The sequence below is a fragment of the Streptomyces tibetensis genome (genome assembly GCF_040647715.1).
Lineage (GTDB): Bacteria > Actinomycetota > Actinomycetes > Streptomycetales > Streptomycetaceae > Streptomyces > Streptomyces tibetensis_A.
On record NZ_JBEZCR010000002.1, the window covers coordinates 254,158 to 281,153 of the forward strand.

A 26,996-nucleotide genomic window follows, 5' to 3' on the forward strand; every position below is an offset into this window, starting at 1 on the left:
GTGAAGGGAAGAATTGTGCCCATAGGAATTCTGGCTGTCGGCTCATACGTGCCGCCGACGGTCGTCGACAACCACCAGATCAGCCGGTGGACCGGGAAGCCCGCGGATTGGGTGACCGAGCGGACGGGAGTGCTGGAGCGCCGCTACGCGGACCCCGGCACCACCACCTCCGACCTCGCCGCACCCGCGGTGCGCGAGGTCCTCGACCACCTTGACGACCGGCAGCGGCAGCGACTGGCCGCGCTGATCGTGGCGACGTCCACACCGGATGTGCCCCAGCCGGCCACGGCCGCGATTCTTCAGCACAAGCTCGGGTTGCAGGGGCTGGCCGCATTCGATGTGAATGCGGTGTGCAGCGGCTTTCTGTACGGGCTGGCGGTCGCCGAGGGCATGCTCGCCACCCGGCGGCACGGTTCGTACGCGATCCTCGCCGGTGCCGACATGTTCTCCACGCTCATGGACCGCTCGGACCGGCGTACGGTGAGTCTGTTCGGCGACGGCGCGGGTGCGGTGCTGCTCGGCGAGGTGCCGGACGGGTACGGCATCCAGGCCGTCCGGCTCGTCGCCAACGGCGAACTGCACCACTACGTGGGGGTCGAGGCGGGTGGCACCCGCACGCCGCTCGACGAACGGGCGCGCACCGCGGGGGAGCACCTGTTCCGCATGGACGGTCGTGCCGTACGCGACTACGCGCTCTCCATCCTCGACAAGCTCACCGGCGAAGTGCTTCAGGAGTGCGGTCTACGGCTGGAGGACATCGGGCGGTTCGTCTTCCACCAAGCCAACACCAGGCTGATCGAGACGTTCGCGGGCCGGGCCGGACTCGACCCCGCCAAGGTAGCCTTCACGGCGCCCCGGCTGGGCAACACGGTGGCCGCGTCGATCCCGCTGACGCTGCGGGCGGCGCAGGAGGAACGGCCCTTCGAACGTGGTGAACGGGTGTTGCTGGCCGCGGTCGGTGGCGGGATGACTGCGGGCGCCGCGGTGCTCACCTGGTACTGACACGACACAGGCCGAGGGCGGCGCCCGCGTGGTGCGGGCGCCGGTCTCGGCCTGTGTCGTCTCGGCCGGGGACGAAGAGGTCAGTCGAGGACGGTCAGGGCGCGGGCGTCGGCGAGGCTGCGGCATCCGGTGATGGCCATGGCGGTGTCCAGTTCCGCGCGCAGCAGTTCCAGGGCCTCGGCCACTGTCTCCTCCGCGCCTACGGCGAGCGCCCACAGCGCGGGGCGGCCCAGAAGCACGGCGTCCGCGCCGAGCGCCAGGGCGCACAGGATGTCGCTGCCCGAGCGGATGCCGCCGTCGAACAACACGGTGCAGCGGTCGCCGACGGCTTGACGCACCTGCGGCAGGACGGCCGTGCCGGGCACCGACCGGTCGAACTGCCGGCCACCGTGGTTGGACACGACCACCGCGTCCGCACCGGCGGCCACCGCCCGCATCGCGTCCTGCGGGTGCAGGATGCCTTTCACGACCAGCGGAAGCGAGGTCTGGGAGCGCAACCACTCCACATCGGACCAGTTCAGCGACGGATCGAAGGTGAGGGCCGTGTGCCCGGCGATGGCCGAGTTGCCCTCGTGGTGTTCCCGGGCCGCCGCGTTCTGCTCCGCGGCGAAGTTGGCAGCGTGGATGTGGTCGGGCAGGCCGAAGCCGCACCGCAGGTCGCGCAGCCTGCGTCCCATCACCGGCATGTCGGCGGTGAGCATCAGGGCGGCCACACCCGCGGCCTCGGCCCGCTGGATCAGCTCCCGGGTCTGGCTCCGGTCCCGCAGCCAGTACAGCTGCAGCCACAGGGGCCCACCTACGGCCGCGACCTCCTCCAGGGCGACACTGCTCAGCATGGGAAGAACGAAAGGAACCCCCACCCGCTTGGCCGCGCGGGCCATCGCGTTCTCGCCGTCGGGGTGCAGCAGTTTCTGGTACGCCATCGGTGCGATCGCCAAGGGCATCGCACTGGCGTCCCGCAGCAGTTCGTCCCGCGTACTGCGCTCACTCACATCGGCGAGCACCCGGGGCACCAGCCGTACTCCGCGCAGAGCCTCGGTGTTGAGCTGCACGGTGGACTCGTCGCCGGCGCCGCCCACCACGTACCCCCACACGTCGGGGGGCAGAAGCGCGGCTGCGGCGGCGGACAGGTCGTCGAGGCAGACGGGGACCGGACGGTTCATCCAGTCTTGAGCTTCGCGACGTACCCGGCCAGTTCGCCGACCGAGCCGAAGTCGTCCAGCTCCTCGTAGGGAATGCGCACGTCGAAGGCCTGCTCGGTGGCCGAGATCAGCTCGACTGTGGACAGCGAGTCCATGTCGAGGTCGCCCCGGAACGCGGTGTCGGCTGTGATCGGGCCCGGGAATTCGGTCTGGTGACGGATCAGCTCGGCGATCCTGCCGAGGATTTCTTGCTCCGGCATCGGATTCATGACCTCCGGCTCTCTTTCAGTACAGGGTGACGACTTGTCCGGCGTAGGTGAGACCGGCGCCGAAGCCGAGGAACAGGGCCCGGTCGCCGGGGCGTACCCGGCCCTCCTCCCGCAGCCGGCACAGGGCCAGCGGGATGGAGGCGGTCGACGTGTTGCCGCTGTCCACCACGTCGCGCGCGACCTGGTCAGGCTCGAACTTCAGCTCGGTGGCGATCGCGTCGATGATGCGCCGGTTGGCCTGGTGCAGCACCAGCCACCTGATGTCCGACAGCTGCGCACCGGCCAGCGCACACGCCCGCCGGGCAGCGGTCGGCATGTGGTCCAGCGTCCACTTGAAGACCTGGCGGCCCTTCATCGCGATGTGCTCGCCGTCCTCGGGGACCCACAGCGCCTCACGGTGCTCGCCCGCCGAACCCCACACGGCCGGGCCGATGTCCAGCCGGTCCGAGGGCGACACGACGACCGCGCCGGCGCCGTCGGCCAGCAGCGCGTAGACGTCCGAGATCTCCGGCGTCGTCCAGTCGGTCAACCGTTCCGAACCGACGACGAGGACGTGCCGGGCGTTGCCGAGCCGTACCGCGTCGGAGGCCACGGCGATGCCGTAGGTCAGGCCCGCGCAGGCCGCGTTGAGGTCGTAGGCGCCCGCGTTGTGGCAGCCGAGACGGGTGGCAAGCTCAGGGGCGCCGGACGGGATCGGTCGGAGCATGGTCTGCGTGGCCACGATGACGAGGTCGATCTCGTCCGGGGTCACGCCCGCGTCGCGCAGTGCGGCGCGGGAGGCGTGCTCGCCCATGTCCACGATGCTCTCCCCGTCACCCGCATGCCCTCGGGTGCGGATGCCGGTGCGGGTCTCGATCCACTCGACGGTGACGGGAGCCCGCTCGGCGATCTCCTCGTTGGTGACCGTGCGCCGGGGCCGGTATCCGCCGAGCCCGCTGATGCGCGAGCCGCCCACCCCGTTCACCACTCCACCGGGAGGGTGCGCAGGCTGCGGATGACCGTGACCATCTCGTGCCACCACTGGGCGGGGTCGCCCGGGCCCAGCCGCAGCGTCGGCAGTCGCCGGGTCAGCGCAGCGAAGACGATCTGCAGTTCGACACGGGCGAGTGCGGTGCCGGCGCAATAGTGCGGGCCGTGACCGAAGGCGACGTGCGGGTTGTGTTCGCGGGTGAGGTCGAGGGTGTCCGGGTTCTCGAAGACCTCGGCGTCCCGGTTGGCCGACGCCAGCAGGGCCAGCATCGGTTCGCCCTCGCGGACCGTGTGCCCGCCGATCTCGACGTCCTCGACGGCGTAGCTGCCGAAGCCGAAGATGTCACCGATGGAGACGTAGCGCAGCAGCTCCTCGACCGCCGTCGGAACGATCTCCGGACGCTCGCACAGCTCCCGGTACTTCTCCGGCTGACCGAGCAGCACGTACACGGAGTTGGCGATGTGCGCGGTCACCGGGTCGTGGCCGCCCAGCAGCAGCGAGATCACCGCCTTGCACAGGTCCTCCTCGGTGAACCTGTCCTGCGCGTCCCACTGCGCGACCAGGGCGCTGACCAGGTCGTCACCGGGCTCCTTGCGGCGCCGCGCGATCAGGGAGGAGGTGTACTCCATCAATCCCATGAAGTTCGACATGAACTCCTGCGGCGTCAGGCCGGCGGTGACCAACAGCGCCGCGGACCACGAGTGGAACTGCTCGCGGTCCTCCTCGGGAACCGCGTACATCTCGCAGTTCACGGCCACCGGGAACGGCTTGGCCAACGCGCTGACCAGATCGGCGGAGTCGCCCTGGGCCACCATCGCGTCGATCAGGCCCTCGGCGACGGACTCGATGCGGGGGCGCAGGCCCTCGATCCGCTTCTTGGTCAGCGCCCGTGCCACCATGCGGCGGGCCTCGGTGTGCTCGGGGGCGTCCATGAACGGGATCGTGTGCGCGTAGCCGCCGGGACTGAAACCGGGCGCGTCCTTGTCGAGCGCCGCCTTGCGGCTGAAGCGTGACTCCAGGAGGAACGCGCGGACATCGGCGTGCCGGGTGGCCATCCACACCGGTTCGCCGAAGGGCAGTTTCATCTGCGGCACCGGATCGTCCCTGCGCAACGCGTTGTAGGCCGGATAGGCGTCGAGCCGGTCCAGCGGGCACAGGGGATGCACCTTCGGTGCGGGTTCGGTCATCGCGGAAGGCCCTTCGTGAGCGCACATCGTGGCCGGTGGCGGCCGTACCGGGAGAGAGCGGCCACCATCTGACCCCAGCCCTCCGCGACGGACAAGCCCCTAGATCCCCTGCCCCCGGAGCCCCCCTAGGCGATCGCCGCGCCACCACAGTGCGACCCGCCGGAACCCCAGGGGATCACCAGACCCCGGCTGGTCACGGGCTCAGGGGGGCGTCAGGGGTTCTGTCCCGACTCGCGGCGTTCCTAGGGTGATCGCCGGACTGGAATCCGCTGTCTACGCCCTGGGAGTGCGTGTTGTCCTCCGATGGATCTCTGCCGCTTTCGGCCGCCCAAGAGGGTGTCTGGTTCGCGCAGCAGCTCGATGAGAACAGCCCGGTGTACACGGCGGGGGAGTACGTCGACATCCAGGGGCCGCTGGATGTCGCGCGGTTCCGGCGCGCCGTGCGACGGGCCGTGGACTGGGCCGAGGCACTGCACTTCCGGGTGGTCGCGACACCGCAAGGACCGCGGCAGATACCCGTGACGGACCTGGAGTGGTCCATGCCGGTGGTCGATGTCTCGGCCGAGGCCGACCCGCACGCCGCCGCGCTGGACCTGCTGCGCGAGCAGACCGGCCGCCCCTTCGACCTGGCCGAGGCCCCGCTGTTCCGGTTCACCCTGGTGAAGCTGGCCGAGGGGCGGTACTTCTGGTCGCACCTGTACCACCACATCCTGCTCGACGCCTACGGCGTCTCCCTGATGGCCCGGCGGGTCGCGGCGGAGTACGCCGAGCCGGCGGCCGGCGAGGTTCAGGACCCGCCGCGGTCCCCGGTGGAGCCGCTGCTGGCCGAGTCGGCGCGGTACGAGCGGTCGGCGCGCCGCGAGGAGGACCGCGAGGCCTGGGCGCGGTACTTCGCCGACGGATTCACCCCCACCGTACTGGCGGGCACCGCGCGGCCCGTGTCCCACACGTTCGTGAGGCACGGCGTGGAGCTGTCCGCCGCGCAGACGGACGAGCTGCGCCACAACGCCGAGCGGCTCGGCACCACCCTGGTCCGGCTGATCACCGCCGCCTTCGCGGCCTACGTCGGACGGCATACGGCCAGCGACGAGGTGCTGCTCAGCGTGCCCGTGCACGGCCGCAGCAGCGCCCTCGCGCGCTCGACGCCCGGCATGGTGACCAACATGCTGCCGGTCCGGGCCACGCTCCGCCCCGGCGAGCCCGTCGCGCACGCCGCCGCACGCCTGGGACGGGAGCTGCTGTCGGTGCTGCGCCACCACCGCTACCGCGGCGAGGAACTCCGTCGCGACCTCGGCCTCGCGGCCACCGATGCCCGGTTCTTCGGCCCGGTGCTGAACATCCAGGAGTTCGACCACGGTCTCGTCTTCGGCGGGCACCCCGCGACCGTGCACAACCTGTCCAACGGTCCCGTGGAGGACCTGGCGGTCAACGTGCACGTGTGGCCGGACGGTCTGCGGATCGACGTGGACGGCAATCCGGCGGTGTACGGCAGTGAGGACGTCGCCCGACACGCGGAGCGCTTCGTGCGCTTCCTGCGTGCCTGCGCCACCGCCGGCCCGGATCGTCCGATCGCCTCTCTCGACCTGCTCGACTCGGCCGAACTCGCCGTCCTGGCCGCCCGCAACGACACCGCGCTCGACGCGCCCGGCACCGATGTCGTCGCCCTCGTCGCCGAGCACGCCGAGCGCACCCCCGACGCGGTCGCCCTCGTGCACGGCTCCCAGGCGCTGACCTACGGCGACCTGGCCGACCGGGCCGGCCGGCTGGCGCAGCTGCTGGCCGAGCGGGGCGCCGCCCCGGGGCGGCTGGTCGCGCTGGCGCTGCCCCGCGATCTCGACCTCGTCCCGGCGCTGCTCGCGGTGCTCCGCACCGGTGCGGCGTTCCTGCCGCTGGATCCCGAGTTCCCCGCCGAGCGACTGGGCGCGGTGCTGGCCGAGGCCCGCCCGGCGCTGCTGGTGACCACCGAGGGGCTCGCCGAGCGGCTGCCCGGCACCTGTCCCCGGCTGCTGCTCGACCAGGCCGGCACCGGGCCCGTGCCCGCGGTGGGAGCGCCGGCAGCCTACCTGCCCGAGACGCTCGCGTACGTGCTCTACACCTCGGGTTCGACCGGCCGCCCCAAGGGGGTGTGCGTGTCGCGCGGAAACCTCGCCAACTTCCTCACCGCCATGCGGGAGCTGGTTCCGCTCACCCCGGCCGACCGCCTGCTGGCCGTGACCACGATCGGCTTCGACATCGCCCTGCTGGAGCTGCTGCTGCCCCTCGTGTCCGGAGCGACCGTCGTTCTCGCCGGCACCGACCAGGTCCGCGACCCGGCCGCGGTCGCGGCGCTGCTTGCCGACAGCACCGTCATGCAGGCCACGCCGACCCTGTGGCGCGAGGTTGCCGGACGGCACCCGGAGGCGGTGCGCGGCATGCGGGTCCTCGTCGGCGGTGAACCGCTCGACTCCGCTCTGGCGGCCCGGCTCGCGGCCGACGCACAGGAGGTCCTCAACCTGTACGGGCCGACCGAGACGACCATCTGGTCGACGGCGGCACCGGTCACCGGCGACCGCACGCCGATCGGCCGCCCGATCGGCAACACCCAGGTGCACGTCCTCGACTCCGGGCTGCGGCCCGTCCCGGCCGGAGCACCCGGAGAGCTGTACGTCGGCGGTCACGGTGTCGCCGCCGGATACCTCGGCCGTTTCGGCCTGACGGCCCAGCGCTTCGTCGCCGACCCCTTCGGCGCGCCCGGATCCCGGCTGTACCGCACCGGTGATCTGGTGCGGTGCCGGCCCGACGGGGAGCTGGAGTTCCTCGGCCGTGTCGACGATCAGGTCAAGATCCGCGGTTTCCGGGTCGAACTCGGAGAGGTCGAGACCGCCCTCGCCCGGCGGGCCGACATCGCCGCAGCCGTGGCGACCGTACGCGGGGACGCGGCGGGCGAGCGCCGGCTCGTCGCCTATGTGGTGCCCGCAGAGGGCGGCACCGCGGACCCGGTGGAACTGCGGCGGGATCTCGCGGACCAGCTGCCCGGCTACATGGTTCCGACCGTCGTCGTGGCCCTGGACGCCCTGCCGCTGACCGCCAACGGCAAGGTGGACCGCAAGGCCCTGCCCGATCCGCAGCCCGACGCCGTCGTCCGCGGCCGGGGGCACCGCACCCCGCAGGAGGAGATCCTCTGCGGTCTGTTCGCCGAGGTGCTGGGGCTGCCGCGGGTCGGCATCGACGACAACTTCTTCGAACTCGGCGGTCACTCCCTGCTCGCCAACCAGCTGGCGGCGCGGATCAAGACGACCCTCGGCGAGCAGCTGACGTTCCGCAGCCTCGTCGACGCGCCCACGGTTGCAGAACTCACCCGGTCCCTCGGCGTCGACACCACCGAGAGCGCCTTCGACGTGCTGCTGCCCATCCGGGCGTCCGGCACCAGGCCGCCGCTGTTCTGCCTGCATCCCATGGGCGGGCCGAGCTGGGTCTTCGCGGGCCTGATGCGGCACCTCGACGCCGACCACCCGATCTACGGCCTCCAGCCGCGCAGCCTGGCCCGGCCGGAGCCGCTGCCCGGCAGCATCGAGGAGATGGCCGCCGACTACATCGAGCAGATCAAGACGGTCCAGCCCGAGGGGCCGTACCACCTGCTCGGCTGGTCCTTCGGCGGGATCGTCGCGCACGCCATGGCGGTGCGGCTCGCCGAGGCCGGCGACGAGGTCGGACTGCTCACGGTCATGGCCGACTATCCCTCCGAGGACGACATCACCCATCACCGCATCCCCAGTGAGCAGGAGTTCTTCGCGGCCGCCGTGGCCTCGACGGGCTACGACATGAGCAAGCTGGAACCCGGCAAGCCGCTCGAGGCCGCCTTCGTGGCGAAGACGCTGCGCGAGGGCAACAGCCCGTTCGCGCTCTTCGGCGAGCACAATCTGCTGGCGCTCATCGAGATCTACAAGAACAGCGTGCGCATCATGGGCGAGCACAGGCCCCGGACGTTCAAGGGCAACTCCCTCTTCTTCCGCCCGACGCTGGCCAAGGACGGCACGCCCAAGAGCGATCCGGACGAGGTGTGGCTGTCGTACCTGAGCGGGTCCGTCGAGGTGCGTGACGTCGAGACGCGGCACGAGACGATGACCCAGGCCGAGCCCCTGGCCGAGGTCGGCACACTCCTCGCGGCGCGGCTGAGTGAGCTGGAGGACCGCTCGTGACCGCCACGCTCGTCGAGCGCTTCGCACAGGTGGTGCGGCGCACACCGGACGCCACCGCCGTCGTCTTCGGCGACACCGCCCTGACGTACGCGGAACTCGACCGCCGGGCCGACCGGGTCGCGCACGCGCTCCGGGCAGGGGGCGCCGGCCCGGAGAAGCTGGTCGGCGTCCTGCTGCCGAGATCGGCCGACCTGGTGGTCGCCGTGCTGGGCGTCCTGAAGTCCGGGGCTGCCTACCTGCCGATCGACCCCGCCACGCCGACCCGCCGGATCACCGCGACGCTGGCCGACGCCCGGGTCGACCTGCTCCTCACCGACACCGACACCGACACCGACGCCCACACCGACACCGGCCCCGACCGGGCCGGCGGGCAGACCCCGGTGCTGCTCCTCGACGCCTGCGTCCGGCACGCCGTGGAGAGTGAGCCGAACGCCCCCGTAAGGCCCGCGAACCGGGCGTACGTCATCTACACCTCCGGCTCCACCGGTACCCCCAAGGGCGTCGAGGTCACCCATGCCAATGTGGTCAGGCTCTTCGACACGGCCCGGCGGCACTTCGCGTTCGGGCCCGACGACGTGTGGACGCTCTTCCACTCGTACGCCTTCGACTTCTCGGTGTGGGAGCTGTGGGGCGCCCTGCTGTACGGCGGCACTCTGGTGGTAGTCCCGCAGGAGACCGCCCGCTCGCCGAAGGACTTCCGGCGCCTGCTCGCCGACCGGGGCGTCACGGTGCTGAACCAGACACCGTCGGCGTTCTACCCGCTGTCCCGGGCCGACGCCGACGCCGACGGGGAACTCGCTCTGCGGTACGTGGTGTTCGGTGGTGAGGCGCTCGACGTGGCGCGGCTCGCGGACTGGTTCTCGCGGCACCCCGAAGGACCCGAGCTGATCAACATGTACGGGATCACCGAGACCACCGTGCACGTCACGCACGGCACGGTGGCGGCCGGGACACGGGCCGGACTGGGCAGCCCGATCGGGGCGCCGCTCGACGACCTCGCCGTCTACGTGCTCGACGAGTGGCTGTCGCCGGTGCCGCCGGGTGTGGCGGGCGAGGTGTACGTCTCCGGTGCCGGACTCGCCCGCGGCTATCTGGGCCGGCCGCAGCTGACGGCGACACGGTTCGTCGCCGACCCGTTCGCCGACGACGGCTCCCGCATGTACCGCACCGGCGACCGGGCCCGCTGGCGGCCCGACGGCACGCTGGAGTACCTGGGGCGGGCCGACCAGCAGGTCAAGATCCGCGGATTCCGGATCGAACTCGGCGAGATCGAGGCCGCGTTGCTGCGGCTGCCCGACATGGCCGACGCCGCCGTGATCGTCCGCGAGGACGGCCCGGACAGCGGGTCCGGCGACGGAGCGGACGCCGATCGGCGCATCGTGGCGTATGCCGTTCCCACCGGCTCGGCCCCCATGGACCCCGCACGGGTCCGCGAGGAACTGGCCGCCACCCTGCCCGCCTACATGGTGCCCGCCGCCGTGGTCGTGCTGCCATCGCTGCCGCTCACCGTGAACGGCAAGCTCGACCGGGCGGTGCTGCCCGCCCCCGGCGCGGCGCGGGCGACGCGTAGCCCCCGGTCCCCGCGGGAGGCCCTGCTGTGCTCGCTGTTCGCCGAGGTGCTCGGGCTGTCCGAGGTGGGTCCGGGCGACGACTTCTTCGCCCTCGGCGGTCACTCCCTGCTGGCTGTCCGGCTGGTCCGCCGGATCCAGGAGGAGACGGGTACCGAGATCCCGGTACAGGCTCTGTTCGAGACGCCCGGCGTCGCGGCCCTCGCCGAGCGCCTGGGCGAGCCCGCCGACGGCCCCCGCTCCGGCCGGCCGGCCCTGACCCGGGCCGAGCGACCCGACCGGCTTCCCCTGTCGTACGCGCAGCGCAGGCTCTGGGCGCTCGGCGAACTCGACGGACCCCACCCCGCCTACAACATTCCGCTGGCGCTGCGGCTGCGCGGACCGCTCGACCGGGCGGCGCTGGCTGAGGCCCTGGCCGACGTGGTGCACCGGCACGAGAGCCTGCGCACCGTCTTCCCCGCCACCGACGGCACCCCGCACCAGGAGATCGTCGACCGGGTGCCGGAGCTGAACACGGCGACCCACACCGCCGAAGCGGTCGCCGCCGCGGCCGCGCACGCCTTCGACCTGCGCACCGAGATCCCGGTCCGCATCACGCTGTTCGAGGCGGGCCCGCAGGACCACCTGCTCCTGGTCGTCATCCACCACATCGCCGGTGACGGCTGGTCGCTGGCACCGTTCGCCGCGGACCTCTCCACCGCCTACGCGGCCCGGTGCGAGGGACGCGCCCCCGGCTGGGCACCGCTGCCCGTGCAGTATGCCGACTACACCCTGTGGCAGCGGGAGGTCCTGCGGGCCGAGGAGCCCGCGCTCCTGGCGTACTGGCGCACAGCCCTGGACGGGGTGCCGTACCTCGAACTTCCCACCGACCGGCCCCGGACGGCCGTCGGCGGCCACCGCGGCGGTCAGGTGCCGCTGCGGATCCCCGCCGGGCTGCGGGCTCGGCTGTCCGCGCTGGGGGCGGCCAGGCACGCGACGCTCTTCATGGTGCTGCACGCCGGTCTGGTCGCGTTGTTCTCCCGGCTCGGAGCGGGCGAGGACATCGTGATCGGTTCGCCGTTCGCCGGACGGACGGGCGACGTGCCGGCCGGTCTGGTCGGCAACTTCGTCGACACGGTCGTGCTGCGCGCCGACGTCTCGGGCGACCCTACGTTCGCGGAGCTGCTCGACCGGGTCCGCCGGTCCGACCTCGACGCATACGCACACTCCGGCATCCCGTTCGAACGTCTGGTCGAGGAGCTCAACCCGGAGCGCTCGCTCTCCCGGCAACCGCTGTTCCAGGTCGTGCTGATGCTGAACAACGTCACCGCACCCGAGTACCGGTTCCCCGGGCTGGACGTCGGCACGGAGCACGTGCACAACGGCACGGCGAAGTTCGACCTGTCCTTCGGCCTGATCGAGGGCCCGGACGGCATCGAGGGGCACGTCGAGTACAGCGCCGACCTGTACGACGAGGAGACGGTCGCCGCGCTGGCGGCCCGCTGGGTGAGGCTGCTCGAGGCGGCCGTCGCGGAACCCGAGCGGCCGGTCGGCGCTCTGGACATCCTCGGAGCCGGTGAACGGACACGGCTGCTGGAGCAGTGGGGCAGCCGCCCGGGCACCCCCCCGCTCCCCGGCGAGACCGTGGTGAGCCGTTTCACCGCGCAGGCCGCCCGCACCCCCGACGCGGTGGCCGTGCGCGAGGACGGCCGCACTCTCACCTACCGGGAACTCGACGTCCGCTCCAACGGACTGGCCCACGCCCTGCTCCGGCGGGGAGCCGGATCCGAGACGACGGTGGCCCTGGCGATGCGCCGCTCCACCGACCTGGTGGTCGCCACCCTGGCCGTGCTCAAGGCGGGCGCCGCCTACGTGCCGCTGCACGAGACCCACCCCGTCGCCCGCATGCGGCTGGTCGTCCAGGACGCGGGCGCCACCCTCGTACTCACCGACGAGAGCACGCACGCGACGGCCGGGGAGCTCGGCCTCCCGGCGCTGCGGGCCGACACCGCCGCCGCCGGCGAGCGCGGCCCCGACGGCCCCGCGCACACCGAGCAGCTCGCCTACCTGATGTACACGTCCGGCTCCACGGGCGCCCCCAAGGGCGTCGCTGTGACGCACCGGGACATCCTCGAACTCGCCGGGGACGACGTGTGGCGCGGCGGAGCGCACCGGCGCGTGCTGCTGCGCTCGCCGCACGCGTTCGACGCCTCCACCTACGAGTTGTGGGTGCCGCTGCTCAGCGGTGGCGAGGTCGTCGTCGCCCCGCCGGGTGAACTCGACGTCAGCGAGCTGCGGCGGCTCATCCTCGGCGAGCGGGTCACCGGCCTGTTCCTGACCACAGCCCTGTTCAACCTGATGGTCGAGCAGTGCCCGGAGGCATTCGCCGCGGTAGGGGAGGTGTGGACCGGAGGCGACTTCGTGTCGCCCGAGGCGATGCGCCGGGTCCTGGACCGCTGCCCGGGCCTGACCGTCGTCCATGTCTACGGCCCGACCGAGACCACCACCTTCGCCACCTGCTTCCCCCTGAACGGGCCCGCGGCCGTGGGACGGGACACCGTCCCCATCGGCCGCCCCCTGGCCGGTACCCGCGCCTACGTGCTCGACGCCCGCCTCCAGCCCGTCCCGGCGGGGGTACCCGGCGAGCTCTACCTCGGCGGCGCCGGGCTGGCGCGTGGCTACATGGACCGACCCGGGCTGACCGCGGAACGGTTCGTGGCCGATGTCCACGGACCGGCCGGTACCCGTATGTACCGCACCGGCGACCTGGTCCGGTGGAACGTCGACGGCGCGATCGAGTTCCTCGGCCGGGTCGACGACCAGGTCAAGATCCGCGGCTTCCGCATCGAGCTCGGCGAGATCGAGGCGTTCCTGACCACGTTGCCCGGCGTCGGCCGAGGGGTGGCCGTCGTCCGCGAGGACAGGCCGGGCGACAAACGGATCGTCGCCTACGTGGTGCCCGCGCAGGGCCACCCCTTCGACGTCGGGGAGCTGCGGGACGCGCTTGCCGAGCGGCTGCCGGAGTACATGGTGCCGGCCGCGTTCGTCGAGCTGGAGCGGATCCCGCTCAACGCCAGCGGCAAACTCGACCGCCGCGCGCTGCCCGCCCCCGCCCGCACCGCCCCGGGCGCCGGACGCGCCCCGCGCACCGAGCGCGAGCGACTTCTGTGCCGGCTCGTCGCCGACGTCCTGGGGCTGCCCGAGGTCCCCGCGGACGCCGGGTTCTTCGCGCTGGGCGGCGACAGCATCTCGGCGATCCAGCTGGTCGGCCGGGCCCGCGCGGTCGGCCTGGAGTTCACGCCTCGCGACGTCTTCCGCACCCCCGTCCTCGCCGACCTGGCCGAAACCGCCAGGGCCGCCGACGCCCCTGCGGGCGGCGACATCGCCGCCCCGCACGGCCCGCTGCCGCTCACGCCCACCGTGCGCTGGCTGCGCGACCTCGGCGGACCGGTGTCCGGCTTCCACCAGTCCGCGCTGATCCAGGTGCCTGCCGACACCGACGAGGAGCGGCTGGAGACCGCCCTGCGCACGCTGGCGGTGCACCACGACGCGCTCCGGCTGAGGCTCACCGCCGCCGACGGGGACTGGAGCTGGGAGGTATTGCCCGGGGCCCACCCCGATCCGCTGGTGCGCCGGGCAGAGAAGGACCTCGCCGCCGAACGCGCCGCGCTGGGTGGCCGCCTCGACCCGTACACCGGGCGGATGCTGCACGCCGTGTGGTTCCCCGAGGACCGCCGCCTGCTGCTCGCCGTGCACCACCTCGCAGTCGACGGCGTGTCCTGGCGGATCCTGTTGCCGGACCTGGCGGCGGCCTGGCGCGGCGAGGCCCTCCCGCCCGTCGGTACCTCGCTGCGCCGCTGGGCCCTGCTCACCGCGCAGACCGACCGGAGCGCGGAACTCCCGATGTGGCGGGACATCCTCGCCACCGACGACCCACAGCTCGCGGCGCGCTCGCTCGACCCACGCCGGGATACCCAAGGCACCCTCCGGCGGCTCACTCGCACGCTGGGCCCCGAGCTGGTCCGCCCGCTGCTCGGTGAGGTACCGGCCGCCTTCCACGCCAATGTCAACGACGTCCTGCTCACCGCGTTCGCCCTGGCCGTCACCCGCTGGCGGGGGCCCGGCCCGGTGCTGGCCGACTTGGAGGGCCACGGCCGTGAGGACCTGGTCGAGGGAGCCGATCTGACCCGTACCGTGGGCTGGTTCACCTCCATCGCCCCGGTACGGCTCGACCCGGGGGCGGCGGACTGGGAGGGGCCGGCACTGACCGAGGCGGTGCGCCGGGTCAAGGACAGCCTGCGGGCCCGGCCCGACCAGGGCGCCGGGTTCGGCTTCCTGGGCCTGGACGCCCGGCGCCCCCAGATGGCCTTCAACTACCTGGGCCGCTTCCCGGCGCCCGCGGTCGCGCGGGACTGGGAACTGGTCCCGGAACCCGGTGCCTTCGGTGGCGGTGCCGACGACGCCATGCCCGCGCCGCATGTCCTCGAACTCAACGCGCTCACCCGTGACCACGCCGAGGGGCCCGAGCTGACAGCGACCTGGTCCTGGCCGGCCGGGCTGCTGGACGAGGAGTCCGTCACCCGGCTGGCCGGCCTCTGGTTCGCCGCGCTGGAGGTACTCGCAGACCATGCGCGGACCGTGGACGACGCAGGCCTCACCGAGGACGACCTGCCCCTGATCTCACTGAGCCAGGCGGACATCGACCGCCTCGAATCCGCTTGGAGGAACGCACGATGACGTCCGGGCTGGCCGACATCCTGCCTCTGACGCCGCTGCAGGAGGGCTTGCTCTTCCACGCGCTCTACGACGACCGCGGAGCCGACGTCTACAACGTCCAGCTCGCCGTGGAGATCGAGGGGGAGCTGGACGCCGACGCCCTGAGGGCGGCGCTGCGCGCCCTGACAGAGCGTCACCCCAACCTCCGCGCCGGATTCTGGCACCAGGACGTCGAGCAACCGGTGCAGGTGATCCCCCGCGCGGTGGAAGTGCCCTGGTCCGTCTTCGACCTCGCCGCCCTGCCCGAGGACGAGCGGGCGGCCCGGCTGGAGCGGCTGCTGGCCGAGGACCACGCCCGGCGCTTCGACCTGGCCCGGCCGCCGCTGCTGCGCGCCACCCTGGTGCACACGGCTCCAGGTCGCCACCTGTTCCTGCTCACCCACCACCACGCGCTGTTCGACGGCTGGTCCCTGCCGCTCGTGCTGCGCGAGCTGTTCGCCCTCTACACCAGCCGCGGCGACGACCATGCCCTTCCCGCCGTGCGGCCCTACCGCACCTACCTGGCATGGCTCGCCCGCCGCGACCGCGACGCCGCGCTGAAGGCCTGGCGCGCCGCTCTCGACGGCGTCACCGAGCCGACCAGGATCGCCGCCGACACCGACACACCCGTACGGCCCGTGCGGCGTGCCCTGGAACTCCCCCCGGAGGTCACCGCCCGTCTGCGGGACCGGGCACGGGGTCACGGCCTCACTCTCAACACGGTCGTCCAGTGCGCCTGGGGTGTCCTGCTCGGTACCCTCACCGGCCGCGACGACGTGGTGTTCGGGGCCACCGTCTCCGGCCGGCCCGCCGACCTGCCGGGCGCCGACCGGATGATCGGCCTGTTCATCAACACGCTGCCGCTGCGGGTGCGGCTCCGCCCCACGGCTACCCTCGCCGAACTGGGCGCCGAGGTGCAGGCCCGGCAGGCCGACCTCATCGAGCACCAGCACATCGGGCTCGCCGAGGTGCAGGGCGCCATCGGTGTCCGGCAGTTGTTCGACACCGCCCTGGTCTTCGAGAACTACCCCGTCGACCGGGGCCTGCTGCCGGAGGTCGACGGGCTGCGCATGCTGGGCCTGACCAGCCGGGACGCCTCGCACTACGCGGTGACGCTCGCCGCGATCCCGCGCGAGAGCCTGCACCTGAGGCTCGACTGCAGGCCCGACCTGTTCACCTCCGAGGAGGCGGAGGCGCTCGGCGCCCGGCTGCTGAGGCTGCTGCACGCGGCGGCCGAGGGGCTGGACCGCCCGGTGGCGGAACTGGACCTCCTGTCGCCGCAGGAGCGCCGGCACCTGACCGAGGAGGTCAACGACACCGCCGTACCCCCGCCCTCGGCGAACACCGTGCCGCAGAGGTTCGCGCAGACGGCCCGGGCGATGCCGGACGCCGTGGCCGTCGCAGACGGCGAGCGAGAGCTGACCTACGCCGAAATCGACGCCTGGGCCAACCGGCTCGCCCACCGCCTGCTCGGAGCGGGCGTCGGACCGGAGACCGCCGTCGCGGTGTGCGTGGAACGCTCGATCGAACAGGTGGTGGCGACACTCGCCGTCCTGAAGGCGGGCGGCACCTATGTGCCCCTGCACACCGGACACCCCGTGGAACGGCTGCAGCTGACGCTCAAGGAAACCTCCGCGGCCGTCCTGTTCGCCGATGACACCAGCCCCGAGTTCGCGCACAACGCCACCGTCCTGCGGGCCGACGCCGCGCTGGAGATGCCCGGTCACGCCCCCGACGTGCCGCTGCACCCGGACGCTCTGGCATACATCATGTACACCTCGGGCTCGACCGGGACGCCCAAGGCCATCGGCGTCACCCACGAGGACGTCCTCGGTCTCGCCCTCGACCGCCGCTGGCGCTCCGGCCCCAGGGAACGGGTGCTGCTGCACTCGCAGTACGCCTTCGACATCTCGACGTACGAGCTCTGGATGCCGCTGCTCACCGGGGCCCGGCTGGTCGTCGCGCCCGCGGGTGACCTCGACGCGCACTCCTACCGCCGGATCCTCACCGAGCAGCGGATCAGCTGCTTCATGGTGACCGCCGGGCTGTTCGCCCTGCTCGCCGAGGAGCAGCCGGACGCCTTCGCCGGCGTCCGCGAGATCTGGACCGGTGGCGACCTGGTGTCGACCTCCGCCCTGGAACGCGTCCGCCGGCTGTGCCCCGGCACCCGGCTGCGCCACCTGTACGGTCCGACCGAGACGACGCTCGGCGCCACGGCGTACGCCGTCGACCAGACCCGGCCGGTGGAGTCCCCTCTGCCGATCGGCACCCCTCTCGACAACATGCGCGCCTACGTCCTCGACAGCGCGCTGCGGCCCGTCCCGGTCGGTGCCGTCGGCGAGCTCTACCTGGCGGGCACGGGCCTGGCCCGCGGCTATCTCGGCATGCCCAGGGCCACGGCCGAGCGGTTCGTCGCCGACCCGTTCGGGCCGCCCGGCTCCCGGATGTACCGCACGGGCGACCTGGCCCGACGCCGGACCGACGGCGCCCTGTACTTCCTCGGCCGGGCCGACGACCAGATCAAGATCCGCGGTCACCGGGTCGAGCCCGGTGAGGTCGAGGCGTGCCTCGGCCGCCAACCCGGGGTGGGCCGTGCCGTGGTCGTAGTACAGGAGGGCAGGCTCGTCGCCCACGTCGTGCCGGCCCGGGCGGGTCTCGACGTGGCCGCGCTGCGAGAGCACCTCGCCCGCCGGCTGCCGTCGTACATGGTGCCCTCGGCATTCGTCCTCCTCGACGAGATGCCGCTGACCACCAACGGCAAGGTGGACCGCGCAGCGCTGCCCGAGCCCGGCCGGCAGGCCGGCGCCGTGCGCGCCCCGCGCACCGACACCGAGGCGCGGCTGTGCTCCCTGTTCTCCGCGGTGCTCGGGGTAGGCGAGGTCGGCATCGACGCTGACTTCTTCGACCTCGGCGGTCATTCGCTGCTCGCCACCCGGCTGGTGAGCCGGATCCGCTCGCAGCTCGGCGCGGACCTGGGCGTACGCGATCTGTTCGAGGCACCGACCGTGGGCGCGCTCGCCGCCCGGATCGGCGACACCGGCACCGTGCGCGCGCCGCTCCGCCCCCGCCCCCGCCCTGACGCGATCCCGCTGTCGCATGCGCAGAACCGGCTGTGGTTCCTGCACCGCCTGGAGGGCCCGAGCCCCACGTACAACATCGTCCGCGGGCTGCGCCTCACCGGAGATCTGGACGTCCCGGCGCTGCGCGCCGCGCTCGCCGACGTGATCGCCCGCCACGAAGTGCTGCGCACGGTGCTGCCCGAGACCTCCGGGCAGCCGCACCAGCGGATTCTCCCGCCGTACGCGCCGGAGCTGCCCGAGGTGCACATCGCCCCCGAGCGGCTCGACGAGGCTGTGGAGGCCGCCGCCCGGCACGCCTTCGACCTCGCCGTCGAACCGCCCTTGCGGCCCACCCTGTTCACCCTCGGTCCCGACGACCACCTGCTGCTGCTCCTGCTGCACCACGTCGGGGGTGACGGCTGGTCGATACGGCCGCTGGAGCGCGATCTCGCCACCGCTTATGGGGCCCGGCGCGAGGGCCGGGCCCCGGACTGGGCGCCGCTGCCCGTGCAGTACGCCGACTACACGCTGTGGCAGCGGGAACTGCTCGGCGACGAGGCCGACGAGGACAGCCTGATCAGCCGGCAGCTCGGCTTCTGGCGTGAGGCGCTCGAAGGCCTGCCGGAGCAGATCCCGCTGCCCGTCGACCGGCCGCGCCCCGAGCAGCTGAGCTTCCGGGGCGCTGAGGTGCCCGTCGAGATCGGCCCGGGCCTGCACCGGCGGCTCGCCGCACTGGCCGCCGAGCACGGCGTGAGCCTGTTCATGGTGCTCCAGGCGGGTCTCGCGGCGCTGCTGACCCGGCTCGGGGCCGGCACCGACGTTCCTGTGGGCAGCCCGATCGCCGGCCGCACCGACGAAGCCCTGGAGGACCTGGTCGGGTTCTTCGTCAACACCCTGGTGCTGCGCACGGACACCTCCGGCGACCCGGACTTCGCGACGCTCCTCGACCGGGTCCGCGAGACCGACCTCGCCGCCTACGCCCACCAGGACGTGCCCTTCGAACGGCTGGTCGAGGTGCTCAACCCGGAGCGGTCGCTGGCCCGGCAGCCGATGTTCCAGGTGTTGCTCGCCCTGCAGAACATGGAGCGCTCCGTGATCGGCCTGCCCGGTGTGCACGCCGAGGTGGTCGCCCCGGGCGCCGGGGTCGCCAAGTTCGACCTGTCCTTCGCGCTGCGGGAGGTGCGCGACGGTGACCGTGAACCGAACGGGATCACGGGCGTCGTCGAGTACAGCACCGACCTGTTCGACGCGGCCACGGTGGAGTCGGTCGTGGCCCGTCTGGTCCGCCTCCTCGAAGCCGCCGTCACAGCACCAGGCACCCCCTTGAGCGAGCTGGAACTCGTCGGCCCGGCCGAGCGGCACCAACTGCTCGACGGCTACAACGACAGCCGCCGCGACCTCGAACCGCTGGATTCGGTCACCCTGTTCACCCGGGTCGTCCGCCAGGACCCGAACGCCGTCGCCCTCGTCCACGAGGACCTGGTCATCAGCTACGGCGAACTGGCCGAGCGCGCCGACCGGCTGGCTCACTGGCTGCGCGCGGCCGGAGTCGGGGCCGAGTCCGTCGTCGCCGTACGCATGAAGCGCTCGCCCGAGCTGGTGACCGCTGTGCTCGGCATCTGGAAGGCGGGGGCCGCCTACCTGCCCGTCGATCCGGACTACCCGGCCGAACGCATCGCCTACATGCTCGAGGACGCAAAACCGGCATGCGTGCTGAACGAACTGCCCGACCTGGCCGCTGTGCCCGGCACCGACCCGGGGCTGCGGCCGCACCCCGACTCGCCCGCCTACCTCATCTACACCTCCGGTTCCACCGGCCGGCCCAAGGGTGTCGTCGCCTCCCACCGGGGCGTGCACAGCCTGCTCACCGCCCAGCGTGAACGACTCGGGGCAGGGCCGGGCAGCCGCGTCCTGCAGTTCGCCTCGCCCAGCTTCGACGCGGCCTTCTGGGAGATCTGCATGGGCCTGCTCTCCGGCGCGACCCTGGTGCTGGCGTCGGCCGACCGGCTGCTCCCGGGGCCCGCCCTGGCCTCCGTCGTCGCCGAGCACGACGTGACCCACGTCACGCTTCCCCCGTCCGCGCTCGCGGTGCTGGACGAGGACGCGCTGCCCGGGGTCACGCTCGTCGTCGCCGGTGAGGCCTGCCCGCCGGATCTGGCCGGGCGCTGGTCCGCCGGGCGCCGCATGGTCAACGCCTACGGGCCCACCGAGACGACCGTGTGCGCCACGATGAGCGCTCCGCTGTCAGGCCCCGGCGTGCCGCCGCTGGGCACACCGGTGGTCAACGCCCGGGTGTATGTGCTCGACGAGTACCTGCGGGCAGTGCCGCACGGCGTCGTCGGCGAGCTCTACGTCGCCGGAGCCGGACTCGCCCGCGGCTACCTCAACCGACCCGCGCTGACCGCCGAACGGTTCGTCGCAGACCCCTTCGGCACCCCCGGCTCCCGCATGTACCGCACCGGCGATCTGGCACGTCGCCGCGCGGACGGCACCCTGGAGTTCGCCGGGCGCGTGGACCACCAGATCAAGGTGCGCGGCTTCCGCATCGAGCCCGGCGAGGTCGAGGCCGCGCTCACCGAACACCCCGAGGTGGTCGGCGCGGTCGTCGTCGCCGATGGGGACCGGCTCGTCGCCTACGTGGTCGAGGACGTCGAGGAACACGCCACCGGCCCGGCCGACCCGGCCGCCGGAATCCGCCAGGTCGACCAGTGGCACGCCGCCTTCGAGGCGCAGTACGGCACGGACGGCGGCGCCGCCCTCGGCGAGGACTTCGCGGGCTGGAACAGCAGCTACGACGGTGCGCCGATCCCGCTGGACCACATGAGGCAGTGGCGCGCCGCCGCCGTCGACCGCATCCTCGGCCTGTCATCCGGCCGGGTCCTGGAGATCGGTGTCGGCTCCGGACTGATCCTGGCGGAGGTCGCCGCGCACTGCGCGGAGTACTGGGGCACCGACCTGTCCGAGTCGGCCGTCGAGAGGCTGCGTGACCGGCTCGCCGGGCAGCCTTTCGCCGACCGGGTCACCCTGCGCGCCCAGCCCGCCCACGACGTGACCGGGCTGCCCGAGGGGTACTTCGACACGATCGTGCTCAACTCCGTCGTCCAGTACTTCCCCGACTCGGACTACCTCATGGACGTCCTGCGCGCACTCGCCCGGCTGCTCAAACCCGGCGGTGCGGTGTTCCTCGGCGACGTGCGCAACCTACGGACGCTGCCCGCGCTGCGCACCGCCGTGGAACTCCTGAACGGCGGCTCGGCGAGCGTGGCCGAACTGCGGCGCCGGATCGACCACGGCGTGCGCACCGAGGAGGAACTCCTCGTCGACCCCGACTTCTTCGGCACACTCCCGGCGGCCCTGCCCGCGTTCGGGCGCGCCGACGTGTGGCTCAAGACGGGCGCCCCGCGGAACGAACTGACCGCCCACCGCTACGACGTCGTCCTGAGTACGCTGTCCCCCGCCCCGCCCCGGCCCGACGACGACCGGCTCCGGCTGCGCTGGGGGCACGACGTGCGCGACCTCGACGGCCTGGCCGCCGCCCTCGCGCAGGCCGGGACCACCCCGGTGCGGGTGACCGGTGTGCCCAACGCGCGGCTCGCCGCCGAGAACAAAGCGCGCGATCTGCTCGCCGCCGGCGACGCGACAGCAGCGGCCCGTTCGCTGGCCGCGGACGGCCATGCCGCGGGCACGGCACCGGCCCTCGAGGAGCTCACCGCCCTGGCCGGACGGCTGGGCCGGTGCGCCGACTTCACCTGGTCGGGGCACGGCGCCGACGGTGACCTGGACGTGCTGTTCACCGACCCCGCACAGCCCTTGCGGTCCGGGGAGCTGTACGAGCCCGGCCCGGCGCGGGCCCCGCTGACCAACAGCCCGGCTCGTTTCGCCGACCCCGGGGCGCTGGTCGTGCGGCTCGCCGACCATCTGCGGCAGAAGCTGCCGGCCCATCTGGTCCCGGCGGCCATCGTGCCCCTGGACGCCTTTCCACTGACCCCGAACGGCAAGCTCGACCGGGCGGCCCTGCCTGCCCCCGAGTACCTGTCCCAGGGTGGCGGGCGTCCCCCGCGTACCCCGGGCGAGGAACTGCTGTGCGGGCTGTTCGCCGAGATCCTCGGGCTGCCCGGGGTCGGCATCGACGACTCCTTCTTCACCCTCGGCGGTCACTCGCTGCTCGCGGTGCGGCTCATCAGCCGGATCCGGGAGGTGCTCGGCGTCGACTTGGAGGTGCGGCACCTGTTCGAGGCGCCGACCGTCGCGGAGCTGGCCCGGCTGACCGAGAGCGCCGCCGGCGACCGGCCCCGGCTCGCTCCCCACCCGCGTCCGGACGTCGTACCGCTGTCCTTCGCCCAGCAGCGCCTGTGGTTCCTGGCCCGGCTCGACGGTTCCAGCGCCGTCTACAACTTCCCGCTGGCGCTGCGGTTGCGCGGCCGGCTGGACACCACCGCGCTCGCCGACGCGCTCACCGACGTGGTGGGCCGGCACGAGACCCTGCGCACGGTGTTCGCCGAGGACGGCGGAACCGCTCGCCAACAGGTTGTCGCCGCGGGCCCCGCTCACTTCGAGACCGCCGACAGCAGCGAGTCCCGGCTCGCCGGCGACCTGGCCCGGGCGGCCGGGTACGCGTTCGACCTGAGCACCGAACCGCCGCTGCGCGCCACGCTGTTCCGCCTCGGCGGGGAGGAGCACGTCCTGCTCCTGCTGCTGCACCACGTGGCGGGCGACGGCTGGTCGCTCGCGCCGTTGGCACGCGATCTCGCCACCGCCTACGCGGCCCGGCGCGAGGGCCGGGCCCCGGACTGGGCGCCGCTGCCCGTGCAGTACGCCGACTACACGCTGTGGCAGCGGGACCTGCTCGGCGACGAGGCCGACGAACACAGCGTGGCCGCACGTCAGGTCGCCTTCTGGCGCCGGACGCTCGCGGGTGTGCCCGACGAACTGCCGCTGCCGCTGGACCGGCCCCGGCCCCCGGTGCCGGACCACCACGGTGCCCGCACCGCGTTCTCCGTCGGCGCCGCCACCCACCGCCGGCTCACCGACCTGGCCCGTGACCATCAGGCGACGGTGTTCATGGCCCTGCACGCGGGTCTCGCGGCGCTGCTGACCCGGCTCGGGGCCGGCACCGACATCCCGATCGGGGCACCGGTCGCCGGACGCACCGACGTGGCCCTGGAGGACCTGGTCGGGTTCTTCGTCAACACCCTGGTGCTGCGCACGGACACGTCCGGCGACCCGGACTTCGCGACGCTCCTCGACCGGGTCCGCGAGACCGACCTCGCCGCCTACGCCCACCAGGACGTGCCCTTCGAACGGCTGGTCGAGGTGCTCAACCCGGAGCGGTCGCGCTCCCGGCAGCCTCTGTTCCAGGTGATGCTGGCCCTGCAGAACACGCCGGGCGCCGAACTGCGAATGCCCGGACTGGAGATCGCCGCCGACCAGGTGCCGGTGGAGGCCGCCCGCTTCGACCTGACCGTGCACGTCCAGGAAACGCGGAACGCCGAGGGGGAACCCGCAGGACTCACCGGTGTCGTCGAGTACCGCACGGACCTGTTCGACGCCGCCACGGCACAGGCCGTCGCCCGGCGCTTCGCCCGGCTGCTGGACGCCGTCGCTGCCGACCCGCGGCGCCCGATCGGCGCCCTCGACCTGCTCGACGACACCGAGCGTGCCGCGCTCATGCCCACCCCGCAGCGGCTGCTCGGAGACGGCACGCTCGCGGCCCGGTTCGCCGCGCAGGCCGCCCGCACCCCTGACGCCACGGCGATGACTTCCGGTACCGAGCGGCTGAGCTACCGGGAGCTGGACAGGCGCTCCAACCGCCTGGCCCGTTTGCTGCGCGAGCACGGCGCCGGACCCGAGCGCCGGGTGGCCCTACTGCTGCCGCGCTCGGCGGACCTGGTCGTCGCGGTGCTCGCGGTACTGAAGACCGGCGCCGCCTACGTGCCGCTGGACCCCGCGCACCCCGCCCGGCGGATCGCTCTCGTCGCCGAGGACACCCGGCCGGCGGTCGCTGTGGTCGCCCCCGAGTACGCGGACGCACTGCCTGCCGGGCTGCCCGCGGTCACCGTCGGCGACGCGGCAGCCCACCCGGACGCCCCGCTGCCCGGTCCTGGACCGCACCCGGACAACGCCGCCTACCTCATCTACACCTCCGGCTCCACCGGACGCCCCAAGGGCGTCGTGGTGACCCACCGGAACGTGCTGCGCCTGTTCGCGGCCGCCGAACGGCACCTGCGGCCCACGGAGTCGGACGTCTGGACGCTGTTCCACTCCTACGCCTTCGACTTCTCGGTGTGGGAGTTGTGGGGCGCGCTGTTGCACGGCGGGCGCCTGGTCGTCGTGCCGTTCGACGTCAGCCGTTCCCCGGAGGACTTCCTGCGCCTGCTGACGCGGGAGCGGGTCACCGTGCTCAGCCAGACGCCGTCGGCGTTCCACCTGCTGTCCTCCGTGCACTCCGAAGGCCGACTGCCCGTACGGGCAGTCGTGTTCGGCGGTGAGGCCCTCGACACGCGGCGGCTGGACGCGTGGTACGCCGCACACCCCGCCGGTGCGCCGCTGCTGATCAACATGTACGGCATCACCGAGACCACCGTGCACGTCACCGCCCGGGCCCTGAGCCCGGCCGACGTCCGCGCCCGGCTCGGCAGCCCCATCGGCACCCCACTGGCCGACCTCGCAGTCCGTGTCCTCGACGAACGGCTGCGCCCCGTCCCGCCCGGCGTGCCGGGCGAGATGTACGTGGCGGGCGCGGGCCTGGCGCGCGGCTACCACGACCGGCCCGGCCTGACCGCGTCACGGTTCGTGGCCGACCCCTACGGCCCGCCCGGCAGCCGGATGTACCGCACCGGCGACCTGGCCCGCTGGGGCACCGAGGGGCTGGAGTTCCTCGGGCGTGGCGACGGCCAAGTCAAGGTGCGCGGCCACCGCATCGAACTCGGCGAGGTCGAGGCAGCGCTGAGCGCCCTGCCCGAGGTCGCCCACGCCGTCGTCGTCCAGCGGGACGCGGGTCACCTGGTCGGCTACGCCGTACCGGCTGGGCCCGGCACGGACGGCAGCGCCCTGCGGCGCGCGTTGACCGCGGCACTGCCGGACTACATGGTCCCCTCGGCCGTAGTCACCCTGGACCGTCTGCCGCTGACCGTGAACGGCAAGCTCGACCATGCGGCGCTGCCCGAACCGCAGGTCGCTGCCGGGACCGCACGCGAGGCGGCGAACGAGGTCGAGGCCGTGCTGTGCAAGGTCTTCGCCGAGGTGCTCGGTGTCCCCGAAGTCGGCGTCGACGACGGGTTCTTCGACCTGGGGGGCGACAGCATCACCTCGATCCGCCTGGTCAGCAGAGCCCGCGCCGAGGGCGTGAACCTGACGGTGCGCGATGTGTTCGACCGCCGGACCGTGGCCGCGCTCGCGGCGGTGGCGGGCAGCACTCCGACGACGGTCGCGACCATGGCGGAGGAAGGCGACCTGCCCCTGACGCCGATGGCGCACTGGCTGGCCGAACGCGGTGGCCCCGTCGACAGGTTCAGCCAGTCACTGTGGATCAGTACGCCACGCGGCCTGGACGCCGACACGATGGAGCGCCTGCTGCAGCAACTGCTCGACCGGCACGCCGCGCTCAGGACCGCCCTCGCCACCGACGGCCGGCGGTGGACGACGACCATCCGCCCGGCCGGTACCGTCCGGGCCGCGGACCTGCTGCGGCACGCACACGGCGATCTCGTCGACTTGCCCGCGCTGACGGAAGCGGCCCGCGATCGGCTGGCTCCCCGGGAGGGGGTGATGGCCCAGGCCGTGTGGCTCGACCGGCCCGGCCGCAGCGGCCGGCTCGTCCTCGTCCTGCACCACCTGGTCGTCGACGCCGTGTCCTGGCAGATCCTCCTGTCCGACCTGGACACCGCCTGGCGCACCGGCGAGCTGCCGAGCACCGGCACCTCCCTGCGGCAGTGGGCCCACCTGCTGCCCGAGCGTGCCCGGGCCCGGGAGGACGAACTGCCCTTCTGGACGCGCATGACATCCCCGGCCGCCCCCCTGCTGGACGGCCCCGTGGACGCCGCGCGTGACACCGAGTCCACCGTGCACCACCACAGCGGGCAGCTGTCCGCCGAACGGACCGCTCCACTGCTGACGACTGTGCCGGCCGCGCTGCACGCCACCACCGGCGAGGTCCTGCTCGGTGCCCTCGCCCTCGCGCTCGCCGACTGGCGCGCCCGCCGCACCGGGGCCACGGACCGCTGGGTGGTGCTGGACCTCGAGGGCCACGGACGGGACGAGACAGACCCCGCGGTCGACCTCACCCGCACGGTCGGCTGGTTCACCAGCGTGTATCCCGTGCGCCTCGACACCGGCCCGGGGTCCTGGAACCTCGAGCCGTACGACGACGTGGCACTCCGACGTGCCTTCGGGGGCGTCAAGGACCAGCTGCGTGCGGTCCCGGAGAAGGGGACCGGATTCGGGCTGCTGCGCCACCTCTCGCCGCACGGCAGGCGTGCCCTGGCCGACGCGGTGACGCCCGAGACCGCCTTCAACTACCTGGGACGGTTCGGTGGTATCGACGGCCCGGCGGGGGAGTGGTCGGTGGCGCCCGAGCCCGGCGCCTTCGGCGGCGCGGCCGACCCCACGCTGCCCGTGGCGCACGGCCTGGAGATCACCGCGATGGTGCGCGACGACCGGCTCGTCGTGGGCCTGTCCTGGGCCGGCGCGCTGCTGCCGGAGAGCGGCGCGGCCGACTTGGTGGACACCTGGTTCGCCGTGCTGGACCGGCTCAGCGCCTACGCAGCCTCACCCGTGCGCTTCGCGCCGACGCCGTCGGACGTCAGCCTGGCCGAGCTCAGCCAGGACGACCTGGACCAGTTCGAGGACGAACTGGGTGAACTCGAATTCGATGAGGAGGATCACTGAC

7 protein-coding genes and 1 pseudogene are annotated in these 26,996 nt (G+C 73.1%); 4 read left to right on the forward strand and 4 right to left on the reverse strand.

Translation table 11 applies throughout. The features are described from left to right. Positions 1-15: 15 nt before the first annotated feature. Positions 16-1,002 (forward strand): 3-oxoacyl-ACP synthase III family protein, encoded by a 987-nt coding sequence (locus tag AB0B29_RS05790; protein WP_362234471.1) that lies wholly within the window; start codon positions 16-18, stop codon positions 1,000-1,002. An 80-nt stretch (positions 1,003-1,082) separates the two neighbouring features. On the opposite strand, the gene AB0B29_RS05795 is transcribed toward AB0B29_RS05790, so the two are convergent. From AB0B29_RS05795 to AB0B29_RS05810, 4 genes are read right to left on the reverse strand one after another with little or no spacing between them, the layout of a single operon-like run. Further along, a complete protein-coding gene (locus tag AB0B29_RS05795) occupies positions 1,083-2,165 on the reverse strand; it encodes an alpha-hydroxy acid oxidase (RefSeq protein WP_362234474.1) in 1,083 nt (360 codons plus the stop codon). Further along, positions 2,162-2,404, reverse strand: coding sequence for an acyl carrier protein (locus AB0B29_RS05800; protein WP_362234476.1), 243 nt, complete (start codon positions 2,402-2,404; stop codon positions 2,162-2,164). The genes AB0B29_RS05795 and AB0B29_RS05800 overlap by 4 nt, the downstream gene beginning before the upstream one ends. Before the next feature lie 25 nt (positions 2,405-2,429). Continuing rightward, positions 2,430-3,377: a beta-ketoacyl-ACP synthase 3 gene (locus AB0B29_RS05805; RefSeq protein WP_362234478.1), complete on the reverse strand. Its 948-nt coding sequence runs from the start codon at positions 3,375-3,377 to the stop codon at positions 2,430-2,432. Further along, positions 3,374-4,570, reverse strand: coding sequence for a cytochrome P450 (locus AB0B29_RS05810; protein ID WP_362234481.1), 1,197 nt, complete (start codon positions 4,568-4,570; stop codon positions 3,374-3,376). The genes AB0B29_RS05805 and AB0B29_RS05810 overlap by 4 nt, the downstream gene beginning before the upstream one ends. A gap of 290 nt (positions 4,571-4,860) precedes the next feature. Between AB0B29_RS05810 and AB0B29_RS05815 the strand changes: the two genes are divergently transcribed. The 3 genes and pseudogenes from AB0B29_RS05815 to AB0B29_RS05825 all read left to right on the forward strand — a co-directional run bounded on the left by AB0B29_RS05815 (position 4,861) and on the right by AB0B29_RS05825 (position 26,995). Next, positions 4,861-8,748, forward strand: a complete 3,888-nt coding sequence (locus tag AB0B29_RS05815; RefSeq protein WP_436845791.1) for an amino acid adenylation domain-containing protein — start codon at positions 4,861-4,863, stop codon at positions 8,746-8,748. Then, a pseudogene (locus tag AB0B29_RS05820) lies at positions 8,745-15,032 on the forward strand (amino acid adenylation domain-containing protein); the annotation flags it as partial. The gene AB0B29_RS05815 and the pseudogene AB0B29_RS05820, both read left to right, overlap by 4 nt. Beyond that, positions 15,029-26,995, forward strand: a complete 11,967-nt coding sequence (locus AB0B29_RS05825; RefSeq protein WP_362234489.1) for an amino acid adenylation domain-containing protein — start codon at positions 15,029-15,031, stop codon at positions 26,993-26,995. The pseudogene AB0B29_RS05820 and the gene AB0B29_RS05825, both read left to right, overlap by 4 nt. Position 26,996 lies beyond the last annotated feature (1 nt).

What these genes read in the sequence shown, in the direction of transcription:
- AB0B29_RS05795 (WP_362234474.1), bottom strand. Translation starts at nt 2,165, where the DNA reads ATGAACCGTCCGGTCCCCGTCTGCCTCGACGACCTGTCCGCCGCCGCA.
- AB0B29_RS05800 (WP_362234476.1), bottom strand. Translation starts at nt 2,404, where the DNA reads ATGCCGGAGCAAGAAATCCTCGGCAGGATCGCCGAGCTGATCCGTCAC.
- AB0B29_RS05810 (WP_362234481.1), bottom strand. Translation starts at nt 4,570, where the DNA reads ATGACCGAACCCGCACCGAAGGTGCATCCCCTGTGCCCGCTGGACCGG.
- AB0B29_RS05825 (WP_362234489.1), top strand. Translation starts at nt 15,029, where the DNA reads ATGACGTCCGGGCTGGCCGACATCCTGCCTCTGACGCCGCTGCAGGAG.